We start from the raw sequence: 22,277 nt of genomic DNA, 5'->3' as shown, positions 1-22,277 counted from the left end.
CCGACGCCGGGCCTTGGTGATCCACGATGTTCGATAACCTATTCGGCGGTGACGACGCGGACGATGAAGACGATCGAGATAATCGAGACGATCGTGACGAGCAGAACGACGAGATTCCCGACGATCTTCGCGCACCGACGGTTGAGCCCTACCAGATTACTCCGACCGGCAGCGACCGAATCGGCGGCGCCGAAGTCCTTACTCACACGGAGGAAAACGATGTCGTCGCCGGCCCGAAGGTCCGCCAGCTCATCGAAGGGTCGCGCGACCGTCCCGAGAGTCCGCTCTGGATTGGCTACAATGACAGCGCCCAGGAGGGCTTTCGCGAGGTGCCGATCGAGTTCGATTCACTCTTTCAGCACAACTGGGTGTGTGGGACGACCGGCGCCGGGAAGACGACCGAGCTTCTGAACTGGATGGTTCAGTTAGCGTACGCCGGCCACGGCTTCGTCTACTTCGACCCGAAGGCGCGAGACTCGAAAGAACTCCTCCAGCTGCTCCCCGAAGACCGCCTCGATGATGTGGTGTGGATTGAACCGGGCGACGAAGACTTTGAGCGCGATGTCGGCATCAACTTCCTTGAAATTCCCGAGACAGACAGTCAGGTCGAATTAGAACGGGAGATTGAGGATCGCCTGGAGAATTTGAAAGCGATTCTCGATAACGACGACTATTGGGGGCCGCGTATGCGGGCGATTACCGAGAGTATGGGCCGCGCGATGATGAAATCGGACAAAGACTACTCGGTGATCGATTTCTACTTCGTCCTTCTGAATCAGGAGCGTCGCGAACAGTTCGCCGAGGAGGTCGAGGACCCCTACATCAAGGAGTTCGTCAATGAAATTGCCGAAATGGACGACGACGCCGTTCGCCCCCTCCTGTCGCGAGTGAAAAACTGGGTCGAGAACGGTGTTATCCGCCGGATTATTGCTCAGCGGGAGAGTTCGATCGACTTTCAGGAAATCATCAACGAGAACAAAATCGTGATCGTCCGAACGCCTGTCTCGAATCAGGACGTCAAGCAGATGATTACGCTCGGTGTCATGCGCCCGATTTGGAGCGCCGTGCAAAGTCGTTCCTTCGAGGACGGTGAGAACGAGCCGTTCTTCGCCATCTTCGACGAGTTCGACGCCATCGCAAGCCAGAATCTCGACGTGAAGAACATGCTCGCCCGGGCCCGATCGATGAAACTCTCGGTGACGATCGCCTGCCAGTATCCCGAGCAGCTGAACGAAGCAGGTGTGCTGAGTGCCGTGAAAGCGAACTGTAACAACCCGGTGATCTTCCGACTGCCGAACGACGAAGACGCCCGTCCCGTCGCGAAGCTGTTCAAGGGGTACAACGAGGAGGATTTGATGGAAACGGAGAACTACCAGGTATGGACGCGAATCCCGATTAAAGGCGGCATGCAGTACTCCGATCCGCTCAAAATCCATACCTTTGCACCGTATCCACCGCTTCGCTCGGAAGAGGATGCCGAGGACGTGATTCATTGGAGTCTGGAGCAGTATGGCAGTCCACCGATTACCGACGCCGAAATTCAGCGCGAATTGCCGTATGGCGAATTGGACGAGGGAACGACTGCGGATGATCCAGCAGACCTCCCGGTCGGGACAGATGAATACTTGCGGAACCAAACGCTCAAAGCAGTCTACGACGAGAGCATTCGACAAGGTGATCCAGGTGGCTGGGTGCAAATAGCGGCGTGTGTTGAGCGGTTGAACCGGTATCTACCCGGCGACGACGTGACCGACGCCGGGAAAGCATGGCGGAAAGTCTTGCAGCGAGTGCCGGATACACATCTGGCCAATCGGGAGGTCAAGGATGAGATGGAAGTGAAACCGCTTGATACCGGGTTCCTCAACCTTGGAGACTCAGAGAACGACGGCAACGCCGAGCATTGGGCACCGATGGCGGATGCGTACGTGCCGATGACGCAACTCGGGTTCATTTTCGAGATCCCCGAGCAGACCGGCGACGTCATGCCAGACGGCCTCGCACGACTAGACGACGTCCTCTCAATTGGGCCGGATGACGACCCGGAGACGATAGCGGACACAGTGAACAGCTACCGCGAGGAGCATGCGCTGTTGAATCGGCTTGCAGGGACGAATGACGCCTATATCGAGAGCGAACACACGACTGGGAGTACCCAACCCTCCCAGACGGTGAAGAATCTCGCGCAGGCACACAACGCGGGCCATCGGTGCTTGTTCTTCGCCCGTGAGGAGGTGGCCGAGAAGGTGTATGAGACGGTGGCAGACGCGCCGTTCTGCTGTCGGAGTAGTCATCCCACCGAGGACGAACGACGGTTCTATACCGGCACACAGACGCTCACTATCGACGGCGAGACCATCACGCGGCCCGGTGGCCGGGAGAACGTCTGGGTGTACGACGAACAGACCGGTGAGTACATTCTGCGCGACGGTGAGGGCACAGTTAATGTCCGCTTTGAGACGGCCGCCGACATCTTCACCGACGCGAGTGCCTACCCGGACGGTGGCAAGCGGAACGTGAAACCACCGGTAATCCCCGAGTACGAGATGGACGGCGATCTGAGCGAGGTCGAGTGGGACGTGGTCGTCGTCCCGCCGGAAACAGAGACACCAATGGACATCCGGCTGTACGAGGGCAACACACAGACGCCGCTGACGGACCTACTGGACGACAGAGGGCAGAGCGGTAGCAGTGCTACCAAGCAGTTGATTTCGACCGAGCAGAGCAACCAGCGGAGCAGCGAGGAGAGCGACGTACCGGCGGACCATCGGACAGACGCGGAACGGCCGACGGATGATGGTGACGACTCGTCGCTGCCGCGGCTCTAAGATTTCTCAACTTGGTCTTGCAACTCTTCGACAAGATCCGCCATCCGATTATAGGCTTCCCGCATCTGGTTGTGCTGGTCCTGAAGCTCGGTCAGTTGGGTGGTTAACTCATCGACACGCTGCTCTAATTCCGCCACGTCCTCAGCAGATGGGAATTGTTTGATTGTCGAGTTATCGAGGTAGTCTGCTCCCCGCTCCGTGAGAGCGAACACCTTTGATGGCGACCCCCCACCCTCTTTCTGATTACCGACAACTTCGACTAGCTCCCACTCCATGAGCGCGTCCATATGGTACGGCATGCTTCCTGAGGGCACACCGACCGCTTCCCGAAGTTGACCCGTCGGAATGCCATCTCGATCATCTTCTGTGGCACGAGCGACAGCGGCTAACAGTGCGGCGCGATCCGCACTCATCTGGTCATCAATAGCGCCGAAGGGTGCTTGCTCTGCGTTGGATATATCATTTTCCATAGTATGTTCTTGTAAGCCCTAATTTAGCTATGGCCTTAGTGATTACGCCTGTATTAAGGCCTTTGATAGAAACCGCCGACACCAATAGGCTGCCAACCACCCAATGTGACGGCAAAAGGAGAATCCGACGTGCTGGAGAGAATGTAAGATGGGTGAGGTAATATCTGGAGGTGGCAGCCCGGCGGTATGCTGATGGTTGGCCAGTGAGTGCGAGCGAGATGTTGGACCATGCTGAGGGCGCACCGAGGACAGGATGATCTGGAGAGAATGGGGCACCCAAAGTGAGCGTGAAAGAGTGGGCACCCTCATGTGTGGAGTGCAAGGAGTGGGCACCCTCATGTGTGGAGTGCAAGGAGTGGGCACCCGAATAAGAGCTAAGATTTCTGGTAGGATGAGGGATGAGAGACGACTGACAGTCTCCCTGTGGCTACGAAAGTATGGATAGTCAGATATCGTATAATTACATGGATGGAGTGCATCCAAGGGGAACATAGGACGCGGGGCAACTGGAGGAGAGGACAGTCCCCTGAGCAGAGCGCCGGGAGAGAAAGGAAACGAAACTGGGGGACAGTCAGACCGGCAGTACCATGAAAATGTCAGGACAGTGGTTATGGTGCAAGGATAGTCCAGCAGTGCGAGCAACAGGCCACAGAGCGGAGTGTAGACCGCCAGCAGGACAGGGAGCACTAGGGCGGCAAGCCGCCAGTAGAACCGAGCAGTGTCCCGCACAGCAGAGGACTGCAACAGCAACAGCGACAGCAACCGCATCCGCGACAGCACGAGGAGACGAGTGATGGCTAACACAGACGAGAATGGCTGGATTACGCTTGAGAACCGTATGACGAAGCCACTAGACAGTCTGCCCTGCCGGGACACAGCGAGAACGCCGCTAAACGACACCGTGGGGTGCCACATTCTGCACCCGAACAGAGGGGGTGCCGACGAGCGACACATCTCCATCACCAGCCGTGAGCAATGGCCGGGTGCCAACACCAGCACGCCCCTCTGGGTGCCGATATGACGGCATGATCTGGGTGCCGACCCGAGCGCACCAGCGGGGTGCCATCTTCTGCGAGACACCGCAGTTTCATTGAATAACCCGCGATAGAGGAAGGGACCAGCACGGAAGACTGTCTACCAGCAACAGACTGCTCTGTCCGCCGGCCACTACAGGGGGGCTGTCTGATCTGGCGACCAGCACGCCCTAGGCTCCAGCATGATCCAGCCGATGGGACTGTCCACCCTGCCGAAACAGTTGGACGTCGAGCAGCGACAGCACGAGGGGCTGTCTATCTAGTAGGGCACTCCACAGTTGCCAGTAACAGCAGGGACGACTATCTTCCGACAGATCCCCACAGGGACTGTCAAGAGCGAGCTCCGGTGCAGTGGGACTGTCACTGAGAGCGTGATGGTCACGAGAGGCGGTGAGGCGCCTGCACGCACCCAGATTACTCCGGAAATGTGGTGTCCTCTTCACGAGAAAACTGACTGTCCACCGATGATAGCAGTCTGACTGTCCCACTGGTGTCAGTAGTGGCGGGCATTCGGCCGAGGCGGTCCGCTGCGGAGCGTTCGGCTCGGCATGCTTCCAGTCGCTCGCAATCAGCTGATTCCAGAAAAAGGACGTTCGCTGCTAGAGCAGAATGTCACCCTTTGGACTCCATAGTGAACGTTAGATATAGAGCGTTCATATGCCATTAGATCTCTGGGTTTATCTCACCAGAAGTCCAAAGATAGCACATGTCTGACGAAGAGGACGACCAAATAGATTTGAATAAGATGGCTCTAGGGATTGCGTTCGGACCTTTAATAGGAGTCGTTCTTGGGCTTGCACTGAATAATATCGGGATAGGTATTTCGATTGGTATGGGTCTCGGTACCATTCTCGGTGTAGTGTGGGGCCTACTGTAGTGAACTGCCACGCGCGAACTTGAACAGCTGACGCTGTACTCGCAGGTATTTGTACCGACTGATTCAAGCAGAACGAGTTGAAACCAACGCTCTGAGAATCTCTCTATGACACGCTCCGTTCAATGGCTATCGGGGTAGCACTTGCCCCAGCTGGGTTACTCGTAGCACTCGGGTCCTCGGTCGTTCAGCAGATACGGTAGACCATATGCGACACCCCGCTCAGCCGGCCAGTGTTCGCTACCCCGAATATTGAACTAACCAGAGTAACGACAGCAGATATGTCCCGAACAGTCCCCATCTTCACACTCGTTGTGATCGTTGCCCTCGCTGGCTGTCTCGGTGGGATTGGCTTCGGTGAGAAGAGTGACGACACGATGCCTACGACAACCGAGCCACAGCCGCAAACAGAAGCCCCAGCAACGACCACAGTGCCGGAAACGACCAGTACCAGCCAGACGACAGCACCAACACAGACGGCCAGCACGGCGCACACAACGACGTCCAAGACAACAATAGCAACAACGACGCAACCCAGCACGGCAGCTCAAGCAACGACAGTGCCAACACAGACCACCGCACGAGTCGATACACCCACGGGGAGCCAGCGCTTTGAAGCGCGGGTGACGAAAATCGTCGATCCGACAACCATCAAAATCGAACGCAACGGCAAGACCCAGACTGTTGATCTGATCGGTGTACACGTGCCTGAGAGCGGTCTCTACCACAAACGAGCGCTCCAGACCACCAAAGCACAGCTTGAGTACAGCACCGTCACACTCGTTACAGACCCAAAGGTTGGGAGCGACAGTGACGGCCACCTGCAAGTGTACGTCTACACCGGCAATTGGCTGTATAACACCCAGTTGCTCCGGTCGGGCTACGCACGGGTCGCAGACGGCCAGTTCAGCAAACGAGCGGAGTTTGAACAGAAGCAACAGGAGGCCAAGCAAGGCGGCTACGGCCTTTGGAATACGACCACGACAACAGCCTAACCCCTCTCATTCAACCCGATATTCGGCATTGAATACCCACTACCGCCTGTTGCACTAAGCAGACGTGGTTACACCATGCGAAAACAGTAACATCTTTGGCAGCTGAATTGCTGTGCCCCTGCTCTTATCCTTTTCCAGGATGTTGCGTTGCTATGAGTGTTATTGCTGAATTTACGGTGCCAAGTGACGCACTCGCCCTCTTGAAGACACTCGACCAATTTTGAAGTATGTAGACCTCACGATGGTTCTAAGACATGAATTACCGTTGTGAATCCCGAAGGATCAACGGTTCGATAGCAAGCGTTCTCTTCGCAACAGTGACAACTCGTAAGACATACGATGTAAAGAGGAAAAATGGTACTAACGTTATTGTGAACGCCAGACCGATCGTCCACGCCATATTCGTCACGCCGAGCGTACTCCCTGAAAACGTAGTCGCATTAACAATCGTGAGCATAATCCCGGCGACGACAAGTGCTGGGATCGCTGCATACAGAATCATTTGTGAGAGACTCACAAGTGCCCACTCAAAATAGAGGGTCTTGATATGTTCACGAGCAGGGCCGAACAGGCTCAATGCCGTTTTCAGATCAGTTAAGAGCGTGATCTCTTCCTCGGAGAGACTCTCTTCATAGTTATTCATGAGTCGTTCGACTTGGAAAACTTTCCATGAGTAATTGAAATTGAGTGCGGCAAAGAGCACGTCGAACGTACCAAATTTGGCGCCATCAAGCTGATCGCGAACAACTTCCGAATTTCCAGTGAAACTGTCGGTGAACTCGTCAACTTCCTCTTGAAGTTGATCATTGTCGTTTTCGGACAGACCCTCTTGAAGGGCGACGGCTCGCTGCTCGGCCACATCGATCAGTTCTCGGAGGAATGCTGACGGATCTGCAGGACTCGGTGAACCGATCAGCTCCTCGGCATAGTCACGGAAGTCCATCGAATTCTCCATGCGTTCGCGTTGCTCGCCGAGCGGGCCGTTTTCCTGGGAGATGACGAGTTGACCGATGGTCACGACGAGCGTCACGCCAGTGATGATGGCCCCAATCATCGTCGAGAACATCGTCTCAATCATGTCTCCGGATTGAAGTTGTTGCTGCAAGGGTGGAGACAGGAAGGTCACCGCAATGACAAAGACAATCAGGACTGCAAACGCTAAGACGGCCGTTACGTGGAGGCGGTTCGCGGCGAGCAAGAGCCAGATTTTGAGCCGACTCTCGCCTGCTCGCTCGCGCATTGTATTGGCCGTACTGATGTCAGAACTCTCATCGCTCATGATTCTGCGTCCTCACCGGCGCACGTATCAGCTGCAGCTGGTCGTTTAAACACGAGATATTTGGTGCCGCCACCCGTGTAGTCGATCGTCTCGCTCAGTTCCCACCCATCTTCGCCGTAGGCATTCAATTCCTTTTGCGGATCATCGGCTTCTTTTTTGGTTTCACCACGCGGTGGTCTCAGCGTCTTATACTCCCATTGAGTTCCCTGCATTTGACTCATTACGTTTTTCTGTTGGACTCAACGGGCCTAAGAATGCTGATCGATAGACGGAAAATGGATAGCCACGGCCGGACCGGCTAGTCGTGAGGACTAAGCATGCCGCACCAAGTCATAAAAGTAATGAATCAACGGATTCGCGTTGTGATGGTCACGATACTGGTCGTGATGGTCTCGATGACGAGTGGCTGTCTAACACTCGATCCAACGGTAACTCTCGGTACTGCTGATTCATCTGTTTTCAAAGGTGCGTCGACAACTGATTCAGTTGCAGCAGGGAAGGTCGATACGCGGGTCACGCTCACCGATGAGGCAACGACCAGCGAAGGTGTGACCCAATTGAACGTGATCGATGCGACAGGCAAAGCAGTCTATAAAACGCCTGTTGAAAGTGGTGAGACGACTGTAACACTCATGCTGCCGACAACTGGTACGGTGACAATTGTCGCGGTTAATACAGTCAATGGAACGGTTGTTGAAACACGGAACGCGACAATCATTGGCAAGAAAGTGATTTGAACCATCTACTACGTTCAGTCTTTTTCTTATTGAAGTATTGGCAATCAGATTGATGATTCTTATTACAGGTTACGACTAGCTGTTGACGACCCAATCACTGTTGAGATGATTGGAGATATTGGTTGCCATCCTAGTAGTGACTGTATCTAAACTCATTATACTGGTCGAATAGATTTGATTGACTCTCTTCAACCAAGTGTTCTCCCCAACAAAATCAGCCTCTCGATAACGGAGACGGGATTTGTGCTTCCCGGAGGGTGGCGACCCGGTCGATTCCACTGCCGCTTATACTCTCAACCGGCAGTCAATCGGCCAAATCAGGCAAATTCGAGAATTCGACCTCGCTACCGTCACACGTTCTACTTCGGTTATAGAATCAATCACGCATTTAGAAACAGGGAGAACTCTCACATTTCAGTCGAATACAGACCATCTTGTTTGGATAGCGTCTCAAAAACCCGGCCGGATATAAACTCATTCACCAGTCGATGAGTAATTGCCCAGAAAACCAGAGAACATCGCCTAAACTCGCGAAATCCTATTGAGAGCAATCCTTTTGCTATCTGCAAACGTAGTGAAATTATGGCCGCGACGACATCCCCACTTCAACGCTTAATCGGTGGCCGCGACACGTTAGTCGCTTTTGGCTCACTTCTTGGTTTCTTGGTACTCACAATGGTGATCTCACCGCTTATTATGAGCGTCCACACACCACTCGGAAAAGGCGTCTATCTTCTTGGTGCTGTACTCTTCGGTATCATCTCACTTTCACTTGCGGTCCTACCGCTTAATGCAGTCCCGCCACGCTACCAAGCAGCCATCTTCTATGGGGTATTCGTTGGCTGGTGTTTCGTTCTTTCTAGCGTCAATGTCCGTGTGTACCGAAACGTTCGGAAAATCCTCTAAGCCATTTGTCCCCGTCATTTTCAAGCAGTCGCGTTGCAAGCCCATCAGCGTCGATCTCGTCAGGTCGTATCTCTTATAGAACGGTTGCAAGCTCATTGTAGAGCATATCGAATAGGGCCGTCTCCCGCAGCATGCACTGATGTTTTGCTGCAAATCGCGTAAACAGTCGCCAGTCAGAGCAAAAGTGGATACCCAGGGTTAGTATAGTCTACTAACATGGCTTTGTTGAAACCCTCAAGAGGTGATCGGTTCTAGCGGTTAGACTGAATACAGGGCGCGAATGTAGCGGGAGCCATTGGTAGATCATTGAAGATAGCGATCGCTCATCGCTCTTCGCTTTCGGGCGCTGGCGTCTGGGCTGGAGTCAGCGATAAAAAAGTATCGTTAGCTCAGTATTTCTTCGGGCAGGGGCCCTTAGTGTCCTTCGGGTGATTGTCCAAGTGCGCCTGTGCTCCCGGTGCGCCTAACGTCAGCGTCTGGGCGTTGCTCGGGTTGCCAGGCGGTCGGTGGCAGATCGTCACCTTCTCCTTTCCTTTCTTGCCCTTCTTCTTTTCTTTCTTTTCCTTCTTGTCGTCTTTCTTGACATCTTTCTTATCGGAATAGTCGGCGCCGGCAAAGGCAGCACCACTTCCGAACGTCAAGCCGATGACGACGACCATCGTCAACAGCGCTATTGTCGTTTTTGTCCGTTTCATGCCTCTTCACCAGTCGGACAGGAATAATCCAGGATGGCTGGAGCACTCCCACCCAACGACACCGCTCGCCGGTATCCAGTATTAAACGTGCGGACTGTCCCGGGGTTAGTGTCGCCGCGGATTGGTCCAATTTCCGTTTGTCGTTCCTGCTCGGCCGTGCATTCGACGGTTTCCGCTGGGTAACGAGTCTCGTGAATGGTTTGAACCGTCCCGAATTATCACTCATCATTTCAAAATCACTGTTCAGGAACTTCCGCTCAAAATGGAGCGATGTAACCATTCTGCATAAATCCTCTCTATTCAGCACACCACTCCTGTCACGCTCTGAGAGCTTCAGCAGAACCGTGTAGATTAGTTTATTATACTAACGTATGTTAGCGCCTGTCCCAACCAGAAACGAACGAATGAAAGAGTGACGGAGAGCCGAACGCGTCAGCGGGAGTCGATGAGATTCACCGAGGAAGTCCGTCACCCACATATCAGGGCGTGGTGGGTGCAGATCGCCCATCTCAAGCACTTCGTCGGGAGTGGCGACCTGGTGCCCGCACGGACTCAGATGGATCAACGACGGGCCAGACACCGTTATAGGCCCAACAACCCGCTGACAGCGGGGACAACGATATTCTGTCCTCATTGTCCGGCAGTCTCCTCGACCCGCAGCGACCCACCGCACTCACCACAACTGTACGTCTCGGGGTGTTTCACGACCTTGGAACGCTGGTAGCGCGCCAGTTGCCCACCGAAATCCTCGCAAATCACCCACCAGTTCGGCGATCTGAATCGCTCGCAGTATTGTGCGGTGTCGAGAATGTCGATCCAGCGGGCGAACGTTCGCCCGTGGTCCGCCTCTCCGAACTCGTGGTACTGCCATGCGTGGATCAACTCGTGGCGGACGGTCGAACTGAATTGCTCCCAGCCGTGCGAGTCGTAGGCGTCCCACGTCAGCGCGATCGTAATCTCGTCCGTCGCAGGGTCGAATTTCGTTGCTCCTGCCGACCGACCTGTCTACCGGTCGGTCACACCAACCATTCAGACCAGCACTGCTCGTCACTATCAGGCGATTTCGAGTAGTTGAATGAGAAACATGACACTATAAATAGATATAAAGAGACTGCAACTGTATACGCATTAGTTCGAAATGGTCGGAAGACACGCTCTACACCGAGTTTTTAATACATTTACACTCCAAAGTTAGCTATGGCGGGGGACGATCCACCTCCCAACGAGAGGGAGACACACTCGGGTCAGGCCGCCGAGGAGAGCGCCGCCAAGCGCGATTTCGACATCGATATCTCCGAGTCCATCCTCGAATTACAACCCGTCTTCGAGGCAATTGCGCATCCACGACGACGCTACCTCGTCTACACCCTCGCTGAAGAGACCGAATGGTCGCTTGATGACCTCGGAACCAAACTCGCTGCCTGGGAGACCGACACCGCAGAGGCGAACATCGCGACGCTCACACGCCAGGAGATGTACACGTCACTCTATCACACGCACGTCCCGAAACTCGTTGACTTGGACGTGATCGAGTCGATCTTCGAGATCGTCGATCTGCTTTTGTTGTTCGAGGAGCATCGAGACGAGCGCCGGAACCTCGACGAACTGGTGGTTCTGCAGCCCGCTAGCATCAGCGTGTGCTCGGGCATATTCGAAGAGCCGATCAAACACCTCCTGATCGGTGTGTCGAAGTGCACGACGGTAGTCATCCCATCGTGATTCCATGACGCGCAGTGCGTCGCGATACGTCAGGTTAGTACGACCCATGGACACTCACCTCTATTGGGGAATCGGCATCAGCAACCGCTGGGTGGCGGGTTGTCAGCACCTGCTGCCAGAAGGCAAGCGTCGTTTGCACCATTCCATTGTCGAGTGGATACACTAACGTCTCATACTCGTCGCCCGAAAAGCGTGGCCCATACGGTGTCTGTTCGCACCGAATGACGTCGGCTGCGCACTCTTGAATCGAATCTGTTAGCGCATCATCCGTGTGCTGAGTCATGAGCACTGAGACGTCGAATGTATCCACAATTTCGCCGATGAGATCGACAGCCGCCGCGAGCATCCGCTCACCGTCGCCACGCGACAGCTCCTCCGACCGATAGAACCACTCGAACGCCGGAAGGACGACCACGGCAGTGACGTCAGTGAGTTCAGGTATGAGATCCTGGCAGAGGCTTTGGTGTTGCCATGCGGTGAATGCACGTGCGGTTCGGATGCGATCAAGGACGCGTATGGATGGTGCGATCCGCGAGAGTAGTTGTGTTGTCCCATGACCGTGGACGTCTATCCAAATAGCCGAGCCACCGCCGAGAAGCAAATGGTCGAGTACGAGCGACTGTAACGCGCCGGTCGCTCGCTCGTCCGTCTCGAGGAGTGTGACACCGCTGTCGAGGGTCGGAAGTTCTGGGTAGTCATGGCGCCTTTTCCAACGCTGGGTCAGATCTGTTACGCATGGGGACGTGTTGAAACGATCTCTTTCCACTGAAGCTATCTTTATTGACAGTGCGCCCGATAGCTATGATGCTATGCCTGACACAATGCGCGCAATAGAGGTAGCTGAACCTGGTGCACCATTTGAACTTGTCGACCGAACAGTTCCCAATCCGGAAGCCACGGAGGTTCGCGTCGAGATCGAAGCCTGCGGTGTCTGCCATAGCGACTCGTACGCGAAAGAGGGTGGCTACCCAGGTCTTTCTTACCCCCGAATTCCCGGGCATGAGATCGTTGGACGTGTGGACTCCGTTGGTTCAGCTGTAGAACTGTGGACCGAAGGAGACCGTGTTGGTGCCGGTTGGCACGGCGGTCACTGCTTCGTCTGTGATGCTTGCCGTCGTGGTGAGTTTCAACAATGTAAAAATGAGGACATCCATGGTATAACGGTCGATGGCGGGTACGCTGAATATGCTACTATTAACGCGGAGGCACTCGCTCGAGTACCGGACGAGCTCGAACCAGTTGATGCTGCACCGTTACTGTGTGCTGGAATCACGACCTATAACGCCCTTCGACACACCGACGCTCAGCCAGGTGATTTAGTCGCCGTACAAGGTATCGGTGGCCTCGGTCATCTTGGCGTACAGTATGCTCATCAAGCAGGATTCGAGACGGTTGCAATTTCACGCGGAACAGACAAAAAAGAGTACGCATTCGATTTAGGTGCTGATCATTTTATCGACGCGAATGCAGAAGATGCTGCAGAAGTACTCTCTGAACTTGGTGGCGCAACGGTGATCCTTGCTACAGCACCGAGTGCGACGGCAATTTCTTCTATCATCCCTGGTTTGGGAACGGACGGTGAAGTCGTCGTTGTTGGTGTCCCCGGCGACCCTATTGATGTCTCTGGAGCATCATTGGTTGGAAATCGTGGGACAATCCGTGGCTGGGCTTCCGGTCATGCCCGTGATTCACAGGATACGTTAGAATTCAGTGCACTTCGTGATATTACGCCCGAGGTGGAGGTATTCGACCTAACGGAGGCCGCTGAAGCTTATGAACGTATGATGGAAAGCGAGGTTCGGTTTCGAGCCGTGATTGAACCCTGAACTCGATTCCATTACGAATAGAAGCCAAAGTATGATCTTTCTTATTCTCGCCTAATGGTGAATAACCCGGCGCGTTTCACCACGCCTGAGGGCACCGTTCTTCCTACGTATTCCTTGTAGGGAATAGGTAATAAAACCACCGATTTCCCTGTAAGGAATAATCTTATGTCATGCGGAAATGAAGGAGCAGGTATGACAGAGAACGATGAAAGGGCACGTAATGAGAGCGGGGAATATGTCCAAGAGCACACCGAAGAAGCGGTACTAGAGGTCATGAAGCCGCTCGAACCCTACATGACGAGTGAGATCGCGGACGAACTTGGATGGTCACGACGGTCAGCCTATAACGTTCTCACTCGACTCCATGAGAGCGACGAAATTCGAAAGAAGAAGCCCGAAGCACGGCGCGTTATCTGGATTCGGCCGGCCTGAGCTAACCGAAGTAGATGGTGTTCCGGTGTGGTTCACAGATCGACTACGGCTACATGAGGCGCAACATGTATGCCACAAGAGCCAGTACTGCCACGTATGACAACCGAAGAACCTCCGGAAGAAACCAAGGTTAGCGACCGGGGAATGGTTACGATTCCGGCGTCGCTTCGCCGACGTCTCGACATTGAACCAGGCGACAAACTCCGCTGGAATACTGACAATGAAGGCAACCTCTCTGTGGAAGTTGTCAAGCAGCGCTACGGAGCGTTCGACGACTTTAAACCGGTATCGATGGGTGGTGGCGGATCTGAAACGCACGACCTCGCCGGCCATGAGGAGGATCCCGCCTTCGTGGAGAACAACTAATGGCAGTTGCAGTTGTCGACACAGGCGTTCTTATCGGGATGGCGGATATCGATGACCAGCATCACGATAGTGCTCTGGAGATCGTCCGCGGGATGGATCGCGGCGACCTCCCGACTGGACGAGTGACGAACTACATCGCTCTTGAAACTTTCAATTGGATACACAACCGGAAGCGTCACGAAATGGCTGTGGAGACGTATGAGCGGCTTAATCAGTCTGCTGGATTTGAGGTACTCCACGCGGCACAAAAGGACTTCACCAACGCCGTCTCTCTCTTTCAGACCTACGAAGGACTCTCTCTTGGGGACGCGACGATTGCTGCGTACATGCAGCGAGAGGGTATTGAGTACCTGTACTCGTTTGACGATGACTTCGACGTAATTGGAGATATTACCCGACTGGAGACACCGGACAATCCATTCAGTTGACCATCGGGATCCTGACCAACGGAAAGGATGGTTCTATGTTCTCCCTATTTAGTGCAAGAATCAACGAATTGAATTCGGAATAGGCCCTTGAGAGAGCCAAACGGCTACGTTTCAGACATCAGCTCAAACGTGTAGAATCCCGTAAAAGAATCACTAACAACGATGAGGTCACGTTTGGCATTGTACGCTGCCTTCCACGCCATCGGTGGTTCACCAAGGAGTGACACTTTGTCGTTTGGCGTAACTTCCTCCATGCTATCAGCGGTCGGATACCGATCAATTGAGTGCGGATTCGTTGGGTCGGTAATATCGTACAACACCGCTCCTTCGTGCCAGTCGGCACTGACAAGGAGTGTTGCCTCCCCCCACGGAACGATATCGAAGTGATGACCAGTCCAATCGAAACGGTTAGCGTAGTCATCCTTCATGCGACGAGCGTTAGGTGAGACAGTGAATCCAATCGGCTTAGGATTTTTTAGCGAGCCTTCCTTCCACCCGATGTCGAAGACGTGTTTTCCCCCTGGAACGCCTGCCAATCGCTCGTCTCCGACGACAAGCAAATCGCGTCGTGGATCGAAATAGCTGCGGTGTGCAGCCCCGAATGCTTCTTCGCCAACTTGTGCCGTACTGTACGATTTGTGCTTTTTGTAGTCGAAACGACCTACTTCAACCGGTTTTCGTTGATTACTCGCGTCATAGATGACGATCCCGACGAACTGTCCGCCCTGAAATGACGCACAGAGGAGCTCTCGGTTCGGATCAACCTTGATATGATGACACGCCCCTTTTGGCCCGTGCTGGCCAACTTTGCGCGGAGTTATCGGATCAGTGATATCGTACACGTCGAAGCCATCTGTTTCTAGCTCATAGTTCACTGTATAGAGAATCGGCTTCGTCGGGTGTGGTGTCACGTTGTGTGACTTCCCTTCGGAGATAGAACCAATGATTTTTGGAGTCTCCGGTGTTCCGGTATCATACCCGTAATCAACGATCTCGAAATTCCCGGACCAGGTTCTCTCGATATTTCGATAGTACAGCCCGTTCCGATAGTCGAACTTGACATCTATGTTCGGCGCGTCGTTCGAATTCCCCAGATAATGGACCTGTTTCAGAGAACCTGGATCGTTAAGGTCGACAAGATAGCTGCCACTTATACCCCACTTGGTTCCGAGAACAGCATACTGGCCGTCGGCTCGAACATCAGTTTCGGAATAGCCGCCACTGGGCGGTGATTGTCCCGAGGGTTGTATTTGGTCCAGCTTCTGCAGTGATAGCTGACTGGGATCAACTCTTTCTTTCTCGGTGGTTGTTCGTTTCTTGACGTCCTTATCCTTCGAGGTGGAGCATCCAGCGAGGAACGTCCCTGTAAGGATAGTGCCTGAACATTCGAGTACTCGACGGCGAGTCCGTGGGTCCCAGGAGGAAGTCATATTACCCTGTATTTGGACTTACTTGATTTTGTTACTGACATCCTACTACTAGTAGAGCACATGTGAATTAATGTGAGAAAATATACGTGATTAGTACCACAAAACGCCACAAAAAAATCCAGGAAAATGCTCTGCTTTGGCGTCTATCGCGTGACATTCGAACGGTCGATCAGGGCTGTCGGTGGCTCAGGTGTACCTTGCTTGCTGCAGCCAGATGCTCAGTGAGCGTTCGCTGGTCGGTGATAGCCGAGACCGGGACTTGACGTGGATAAAAACAGCTGAAGCGTGGATTAGTTCGGTAGTTCCTTCCGCCCTGTTCTCACGCACTCCCAGCACGGGAAGCCGTTGAGGCCGTCACAGTCGCACTCTGCTGCCTCAACATGATACACAAAACCATCATCGTCAATTCGACCGACGTCTCCAGTATGTACCCAGCCATCCGAAATAGTCTCGATCGTGGCCTCTATTCAAAATCCACCAGTCTTAATGTGTCATTTACTCGGGTCAGTCTATGATCGAAAGAAGAGAATCGGTCGTATCCTTAATCGCGAGAGGGTACTGACTCCGTTCCGGTGGCTCCGACAGGATCAGCGACGTTGTCCCGGAGATCCGCTTCAATCGCCTCGAGGGAGCGTCCCTTCGTCTCAGGGACGAGCCGGTAGGCGAAGACAAACGCCAACAAGCTACATATCCCGAACAGCCAGAAGGTGGATGGTTTGCCGAGATTTACGGTGAGTATCGGGAATGCGAGGGAAACGAGTAGATTCGCACCCCAGTTGGCGACGGTCACCGTTCCCATGGCACTGCCACGAACAGAAAGTGGATAGATCTCAGAGATGAGCAACCAAAACACCGGACCAAGGCCGATCGCGAAGAAGGCGACGAAGAGCATCAGACTGCCCGTCGCGATCCACCCGAGGATGCCCCCGAACCCAGGAAGGTAAAAGACGGCACCGAGGACACCGAGCGTTACAACCATTCCTCCGACGCCAACGAGCAAGAGACTTCGTCGGCCGACACGGTCAATAAGTGCGATGGCGACGACAGTCATGACGACGTTGATAACACCGATACCGACGGTAGCGAGGATCGATGTTGAACTTCCGAAACCGGTCGATTCGAGAATTGTCGGAGCATAGTAAATGACAGCATTGATACCGGTAATTTGCTGAAAGACGGCGAGTCCAAGCCCGACGATAAGTGCCGGCCGCAGCCACGATTCGAACAGATCCGAAAGACCGTTTCCGGACTGTTTGTCGACAGTTTTCTTGATTTCAGTCATTTCTGTATCGATACCAGTTTCACGAGTGCGTTTGAGAACTGCGAGGGCAGCGTCCGGTCGGTCATGTTCATAGAGCCAGCGGGGGCTTTCGGGCATTTTGAGCATGCCGAGTGCGAGGATGACGGCAGGGATCATCCCCGTACCCAACATTAACCGCCAATCGCCGGCATCTGCGAAGGCATAATTGACGAAGTAGGAGATGAGGATTCCGAGTGTCACCATGAGTTGATTCAGTGAGGTAAGTGCACCACGAATTTTGGGTGGTGCTATTTCTGAGATGTAAAGTGGGCCAACGATGGACGCGAAGCCGATCGCAATGCCATCGATGAGACGACCCGCGACCAAGACGGGCACCGTCGGTGCAATAGCCATCGTTAGCGATCCGATGAAGAAAACCACCGCACCGAGCAGGATTAGTCGGCGGCGACCGATCTGATCGGCTAGTTTGCCCCCAGTCGCCGCACCAAACGCTGCACCCGCCATTGCACCACTGATCACGATACCTTCGACGAGTGGTGACATCGTGAAGGTGTTATTAATATAGAGGAATGCACCGGAGATGATTCCGGTGTCAAATCCGAACAAGAGCCCGTTGAGGGCTGCCAATCCAGCAGTGAGATAAATGAACCGATCTCCTCCACTCGCTTGCGTGTCGTCTGTGGTAGCGGTAGCCATAAATAGCGTACCTATAGCTGGTGATGTTTGGCTTAGATAATTTTCGGATTTTCATTAACCAATATTAATTTGGTATGGCCGCATATATATTTATAAAGCATCAAAATAGATGATTGTTATATAGCTGGATCACCGTCTCCAAACCCACTGCAGATGGAGAACGGCCAGGCTCCGAATAATTCAATTTACTAATTATTCATTAAGTTGATGGTAGATTGCTTACGAGCAACCAGTACAAATTAATTGCATGAGAATGCAACTACAGTAATAAACCGATTCCTCGTTGAAATGGGGCCTATGATGAAAGAAAAGCTCCTCTGCTGCACCGAATGTCGGTGGATGGTCAGCACCAAAGATAGGCCACCTGACGAAGTAGATCGATGTGCTATCCAGCATTATCGAGATACAGGCCATCAAATCAAAAGCCCTCGGTGGTAGCTGCTCCTACTAGTCGCTCTCCATTTGGTATGTTCTGTCTAGCCGTGGAAGAAAATAGATCGCTCTGCTAGTTTTTCTCCCTTTCATCAGCACCACGACCGATGATCAACGCATTTTTGACTAGACTCCCATGACCACGTCGCAAGCGCTCAGAGAGAGCCTGGTGAGAGACTCCGAGTTCATCAGCAATCTCCTCGGCAGTTGCCTTACGGGGAATGTTGTAATACCCAGAATCGTACGCCCGTGTGAGTGCTTCTTGCTGGTCTTCCGTGATTCCAAAGCGACCTTGGCGACCCTCGTCAAGCTGGTAAATGTTTAAAATTTCGAATGGGAGCCCCTTCTCTTGGCAGTAGTCGTGAGTTCGAGAGAGTGCATCCCGATCCGGAAAGAGGGTACGGAGATTCCAGCTGTCTTGATTGCCGGTCGCGGCGAGAATCGTTGCCTCTTCCGTAACGAGAATTTGCACGAGCGTCTCAATCTCGGAAACCCATTCCATTTGATACAACCACTCGTCGTCTACATCAGCCAGTAATTCAAGCTGATCAAGGCTTGGGTCTTCAGTAAGAATGGCTTCGAATTCATCGCGGTCAATGTCTCCTCCACTCACCCAGACAAATGGCATGACACGATCGTCTTCATGGGCGACAACGCGTTCAATTTCGAATTTGACTCCTTCGACACTAGATAGGGTGTGAGAGAGCGCGAATTCGTCAGCGCTGAGTTCGACTTCGACGATTGTGGCGGGCATACGCCACAAGTAGACTGCAGTAATGAAATACCCGTTGACCTGTTTTCAACCTCGTGACAATACCAGGGGAAAATCGTCGATGTTGTGGTTCAGTCGTTTTGTAAGCCAATGGATGGTCTACTAGTCAGCTTATTTCAGAAGTCTCACTATCATTTCCCACGAGCATTTACTGTACAAGACAGCTAATAACGGCAATTGGTGAGACACGAAGAAGAAACTAAGGTGATTAGTTCGGCAGTTCCTTGCGACCCGCCCGAACACACGGCCAACACGGGAAGATACCGAGGCCGTCACAATCGCACTCTACCGGTGCAGCATCGTCGTTGTCCGTCTCGTCATTCTCCGACGGGAACGCCGTCAGGGTGTCGTCGTCCCTCGCAGTTTCGACGGCAGCCATGTGCTTACAGAAGGCGTCACGGTGAACGTGGTGCGGGCATGTGCAAGCCATTGCCTCACTCGTCACGTCGTCCAGCGTGACGACGTATTGGTGGTCAGTGGGGTTGTCGTGGCTCTCGTTGGTCACGTCGACCATTCCGGGGGACACGACGCGGAAGCCGAACTGTTTGGTCTGTGCATGTTTTGGTGCCGTCTCGGCAGTTTCAGGGTTGGCGAGTAATTCGAGGCTTCAGTGCTGCACGTTTTACACGTTTGCCAGCTCGCTGTCGCACGTACTGTGACTTCCTTAATCGTGCGTCCCGATAACACAGTGGAAATTTCGTACAGGCGTAACTCGACTCAGCGGTTTAAAGCAAAAGCTCACGACAGAAACCGCGAGAAGCTGAGATCGAGATGAATCATTAGAACAACTCGTACAAACACGTAGTCTCCCCAAAATCCCTGGCGGATCTCCACGCGTTTTAATTCTAAATATTTATTTGGAAAGTCAAAATTTGAAGATGTCGGATCTAATCACTGTGTCGAGTGGTCTCGATTTGACCGCGATACACGTCAACGAGTCGCTTGGCGAGGTTCGATCGGTCAGCCAGCGCGTATCCCCACTGTCCGAACATTTCCCGCAGGGTTCCTTCGTCTATTTCGTCGCCGATTCCAATGCCGATGACAGCGACGTCGTGATGGCGACGGGCCTCTCGAACCTGTTCTTTCGCGTCCGTCACCGCCTCTTCGCGATTCGGCGTCGTCCCGTTGAGCGGAATGTTCGGTTTCCCGTCTGTGATTACAACGAGTATCCGCTCCCGGCTGTTCTTGAGAAGATCACGGACGTCCTCAATTCCCGAGGCAGTCGGTGTATCGTCCATCTCGCTAATAGCATTCAAGTGATGCCACTGGAACTCCTCGTTGGGGGCCGTTACAAGCGGTGTTTTAATCCGGTTCCCGTTCTCTCTATCGGTTCCGAATCCGATGGCAACAATATTATCGCCGATTACGGAGGTGGCTCTGAAGAGCGCGCCCAGGGCAACCTTCGCCTCGAAAATATCCATACTCCTGCTCAGGTCGATCGCGACGCCGACTGTTCGATCGCTGGCGTTGGATTGCTGCCGGTGACGAAACACATCCTGTTGGTACGGTGCACCAGCACGCTGGCGTACGGCCGCTCGAACGTCGAGACGCTCGCCACACCACCCCCTCCGCTCGACGGTGCGTGTCCCGAATGCGGAGAACGCCTTCTCTATCTCTTGGGTAAGTCCTCGTTTATCGAGTTCTGTCCTGACGTCTAATGCGTTGCTCTGCGTCGATGCTCGCGCGTCGCGGGCGGCCCTCCGCACTGTGATATCGTTCTCTGCGAGTCGTTCCGTTCGCTGCAGGTCACGCCCCTGATATACGGTGTTCACGTCCGACTGTCTATACGAACAGTGATTACACCGGTACCAGTCGGCAGCCGTTCCCTCGTCGGCCAAGTCCGTCATTGTATCAATGAACGCTGTGGTCTCCTGCTCTGCGTTGTCCGACTCGAGTTTGCTTCCGTCTGGGTGAGGGGAGTTCACTTTAGAGAGGTCGGAGTGGTTCAGCGCCCCGAGGGCCTCTGGCGAAACCGCGCGGAGCGCGTCGACGTCGATACGTTCCGGTCGAACCGTCTCGGGGTCGACGTCATGCGGTAAGGTTCCATCGGCAGTCAAGAAACCCTCCGCAGAGTGTCCCGCCGCGGCGAGTCGACGGTACAGCGCGGCTGCAGTCGCTTTGCGTTGCTCCTCCTCGCTGGTACGACCGATCGGCTCGGGGGTTAACGTACAGAGTAGCCAGCGCCACGCTCTAAGCACGTCGGACTTTTTCGCCACCCACCTCAGGAGGGCGAATATTCGGAGCTGTTCAAGTATCCGACGTATCGCGCTAAGAATGCCACTGGCGAACAAGACGCTAACGGCGACAAGAGTTGAGGAGACATCTATTAGCGCATCACCCAGAACTGCACGCGCTGTTATCGGTTCAACTGCGCCACGGGAGGCACTGGGAACGTCGGGAATGAAGTCGGCGGAAAACGTCGTGTCCTTCGCGTACTCGTCGGCGATCCTCGGGATGGCGACCTGTGACAGGAGCGCGTCGGTCACGCGGCGCGCTTGCTCCTTTCGTCGCGTCGCGTCGTGTTCGCACCTAGCTTCTACGAGGTGGCGGCGGGTTTGACCGAGAAACGTGCGAACGCCGTCGTCTATACCAGCAATTCCTTTTACGTGTCCAGCCAAGGCGAGTTGGCAGACCCCCTCAACTAGCGCCGCCTCCCGGGGAAGCGCATCTAGCGGCGGACGCTGGTCGTGGTCGGCCATGATGATGTCGGCTTTGAATGCGACGGTTTGTCGCAGTCCCTTGAATTCATTCGTCCGCTGCTCGTCAACGTAAATGTTTTCGACTAAACTCCGCACGACGCCGGCTACGTGGGGAGCGGTCGGATAGTCGCGCACGAATTCCTCGAACTCGGAGCGTGCTCCGAGACGTATGCGCCAGGCCTGGTGACTGAGCGCGTCGACGACGAACCGTAGTTCGTCAGCCTCGCTTAGTTCCACGTCAGCGTCGATTTCAGTCGAAATGGCAACCGTGTCCTCATCGACGACGAACGAGCGGTCGGCGAACACCACGTCAAGGCTTTTGCCATCGGTGTGGACGCTTGAGAGCGTTCGGAGGAGATTTCGGAGCATGTCGTTTTCCCGTAACAGCATTGTGATTGCCT

Annotated in this window: 20 protein-coding genes and 2 pseudogenes; 10 read left to right on the top strand and 12 right to left on the bottom strand. The window is 54.0% G+C overall.

The genetic code is table 11. The features are described from left to right. Positions 1–26: 26 nt before the first annotated feature. The gene (locus LIW51_RS31630) at positions 27–2,825 is read left to right on the top strand and encodes a type IV secretory system conjugative DNA transfer family protein (RefSeq protein ID WP_227380015.1); all 2,799 of its coding nucleotides are present in this window, start codon (positions 27–29) and stop codon (positions 2,823–2,825) included. On the opposite strand, the gene LIW51_RS31625 is transcribed toward LIW51_RS31630, so the two are convergent. After that, a complete protein-coding gene (locus tag LIW51_RS31625) occupies positions 2,822–3,295 on the bottom strand; it encodes a helix-turn-helix domain-containing protein (RefSeq protein WP_227380014.1) in 474 nt (157 codons plus the stop codon). The two genes, LIW51_RS31630 and LIW51_RS31625, sit on opposite strands and share 4 nt — an antisense overlap. A gap of 793 nt (positions 3,296–4,088) precedes the next feature. On the opposite strand from LIW51_RS31625, the gene LIW51_RS31620 reads away from it, so the two are divergent. The 3 genes from LIW51_RS31620 to LIW51_RS31610 all read left to right on the top strand — a co-directional run bounded on the left by LIW51_RS31620 (position 4,089) and on the right by LIW51_RS31610 (position 6,198). Continuing rightward, positions 4,089–4,316 (top strand): hypothetical protein, encoded by a 228-nt coding sequence (locus LIW51_RS31620; RefSeq protein ID WP_227380013.1) that lies wholly within the window; start codon positions 4,089–4,091, stop codon positions 4,314–4,316. 719 nt (positions 4,317–5,035) lie between these two features. Then, positions 5,036–5,206 (top strand): glycine zipper domain-containing protein, encoded by a 171-nt coding sequence (locus LIW51_RS31615; protein WP_227380012.1) that lies wholly within the window; start codon positions 5,036–5,038, stop codon positions 5,204–5,206. Positions 5,207–5,484: 278 nt separating this feature from the next. After that, a complete protein-coding gene (locus tag LIW51_RS31610) occupies positions 5,485–6,198 on the top strand; it encodes a thermonuclease family protein (protein ID WP_227380011.1) in 714 nt (237 codons plus the stop codon). A 259-nt stretch (positions 6,199–6,457) separates the two neighbouring features. Here LIW51_RS31610 and LIW51_RS31605 read toward each other — a convergent pair whose 3' ends face one another. Further along, positions 6,458–7,477 carry a DUF7972 family membrane protein gene (locus tag LIW51_RS31605; protein ID WP_227380010.1) on the bottom strand — a complete coding sequence of 340 codons (1,020 nt, stop codon included), beginning with the start codon at positions 7,475–7,477 and terminating at the stop codon, positions 6,458–6,460. Beyond that, positions 7,474–7,698, bottom strand: a complete 225-nt coding sequence (gene sp36 / locus LIW51_RS31600; protein ID WP_227380009.1) for a Sp36 family protein — start codon at positions 7,696–7,698, stop codon at positions 7,474–7,476. The genes LIW51_RS31605 and sp36 overlap by 4 nt, the downstream gene beginning before the upstream one ends. Positions 7,699–7,794: 96 nt before the next feature. Between sp36 and LIW51_RS31595 the strand changes: the two genes are divergently transcribed. Then, positions 7,795–8,214 (top strand): hypothetical protein, encoded by a 420-nt coding sequence (locus LIW51_RS31595; protein WP_227380008.1) that lies wholly within the window; start codon positions 7,795–7,797, stop codon positions 8,212–8,214. Positions 8,215–9,509: 1,295 nt separating this feature from the next. On the opposite strand, the gene LIW51_RS31590 is transcribed toward LIW51_RS31595, so the two are convergent. Next, on the bottom strand, positions 9,510–9,815 hold the full coding sequence (locus tag LIW51_RS31590; protein ID WP_227380007.1) for a hypothetical protein: 306 nt from the start codon (positions 9,813–9,815) through the stop codon (positions 9,510–9,512). Between the two features lie 630 nt (positions 9,816–10,445). Beyond that, positions 10,446–10,802, bottom strand: a pseudogene (locus tag LIW51_RS31585) (SprT-like domain-containing protein); the annotation flags it as partial. Positions 10,803–11,012: 210 nt separating this feature from the next. Here LIW51_RS31585 and LIW51_RS40165 point away from each other — a divergent pair. Next, positions 11,013–11,288 (top strand): annotated as a pseudogene (locus LIW51_RS40165) (DUF7344 domain-containing protein); the annotation flags it as partial. A gap of 9 nt (positions 11,289–11,297) precedes the next feature. On the opposite strand, the gene LIW51_RS31580 reads toward LIW51_RS40165, so the two are convergent. Then, positions 11,298–11,582 (bottom strand): DUF8156 family protein, encoded by a 285-nt coding sequence (locus LIW51_RS31580; RefSeq protein ID WP_227380006.1) that lies wholly within the window; start codon positions 11,580–11,582, stop codon positions 11,298–11,300. Next, positions 11,569–12,300: a P-loop NTPase family protein gene (locus tag LIW51_RS31575; RefSeq protein ID WP_227380005.1), complete on the bottom strand. Its 732-nt coding sequence runs from the start codon at positions 12,298–12,300 to the stop codon at positions 11,569–11,571. Before LIW51_RS31575 ends, LIW51_RS31580 begins: the two co-directional genes overlap by 14 nt. Positions 12,301–12,343: 43 nt before the next feature. Between LIW51_RS31575 and LIW51_RS31570 the strand changes: the two genes are divergently transcribed. The 4 genes from LIW51_RS31570 (at position 12,344) to LIW51_RS31555 (ending at position 14,586) form a co-directional block, all read left to right on the top strand. After that, entirely contained in the window at positions 12,344–13,360 is a 1,017-nt protein-coding gene (locus LIW51_RS31570) for an alcohol dehydrogenase (RefSeq protein WP_227380004.1), read from the top strand. A gap of 192 nt (positions 13,361–13,552) precedes the next feature. Next, positions 13,553–13,792 (top strand): hypothetical protein, encoded by a 240-nt coding sequence (locus LIW51_RS31565; RefSeq protein ID WP_227380003.1) that lies wholly within the window; start codon positions 13,553–13,555, stop codon positions 13,790–13,792. 96 nt (positions 13,793–13,888) lie between these two features. After that, on the top strand, positions 13,889–14,158 hold the full coding sequence (locus LIW51_RS31560; protein WP_227380002.1) for an AbrB/MazE/SpoVT family DNA-binding domain-containing protein: 270 nt from the start codon (positions 13,889–13,891) through the stop codon (positions 14,156–14,158). Next, positions 14,158–14,586 carry a type II toxin-antitoxin system VapC family toxin gene (locus LIW51_RS31555; protein WP_227380001.1) on the top strand — a complete coding sequence of 143 codons (429 nt, stop codon included), beginning with the start codon at positions 14,158–14,160 and terminating at the stop codon, positions 14,584–14,586. The genes LIW51_RS31560 and LIW51_RS31555 overlap by 1 nt, the downstream gene beginning before the upstream one ends. A 104-nt stretch (positions 14,587–14,690) precedes the next feature. On the opposite strand, the gene LIW51_RS31550 is transcribed toward LIW51_RS31555, so the two are convergent. The 5 genes from LIW51_RS31550 to LIW51_RS31530 form a co-directional block, all read right to left on the bottom strand. Beyond that, entirely contained in the window at positions 14,691–15,497 is an 807-nt protein-coding gene (locus LIW51_RS31550) for an LVIVD repeat-containing protein (RefSeq protein WP_227380000.1), read from the bottom strand. 1,060 nt (positions 15,498–16,557) lie between these two features. Beyond that, the gene (locus LIW51_RS31545) at positions 16,558–17,973 is read right to left on the bottom strand and encodes a sugar porter family MFS transporter (protein WP_227379999.1); all 1,416 of its coding nucleotides are present in this window, start codon (positions 17,971–17,973) and stop codon (positions 16,558–16,560) included. A 505-nt stretch (positions 17,974–18,478) separates the two neighbouring features. Continuing rightward, positions 18,479–19,159, bottom strand: a complete 681-nt coding sequence (locus tag LIW51_RS31540) for a bacterio-opsin activator domain-containing protein (protein WP_227379998.1) — start codon at positions 19,157–19,159, stop codon at positions 18,479–18,481. 226 nt (positions 19,160–19,385) lie between these two features. Next, complete coding sequence (locus tag LIW51_RS31535; protein ID WP_227379997.1) at positions 19,386–19,691, bottom strand: SWIM zinc finger family protein; 306 nt, start codon at positions 19,689–19,691, stop codon at positions 19,386–19,388. Positions 19,692–20,064: 373 nt separating this feature from the next. After that, entirely contained in the window at positions 20,065–22,266 is a 2,202-nt protein-coding gene (locus tag LIW51_RS31530) for a VWA domain-containing protein (protein ID WP_227379996.1), read from the bottom strand. Positions 22,267–22,277 lie beyond the last annotated feature (11 nt).

The sequence above is a fragment of the Haladaptatus halobius genome (assembly GCF_020618475.1).
Lineage (GTDB): Archaea > Halobacteriota > Halobacteria > Halobacteriales > Haladaptataceae > Haladaptatus > Haladaptatus halobius.
This window is presented reverse-complemented; position numbering and strand designations above follow the sequence as displayed.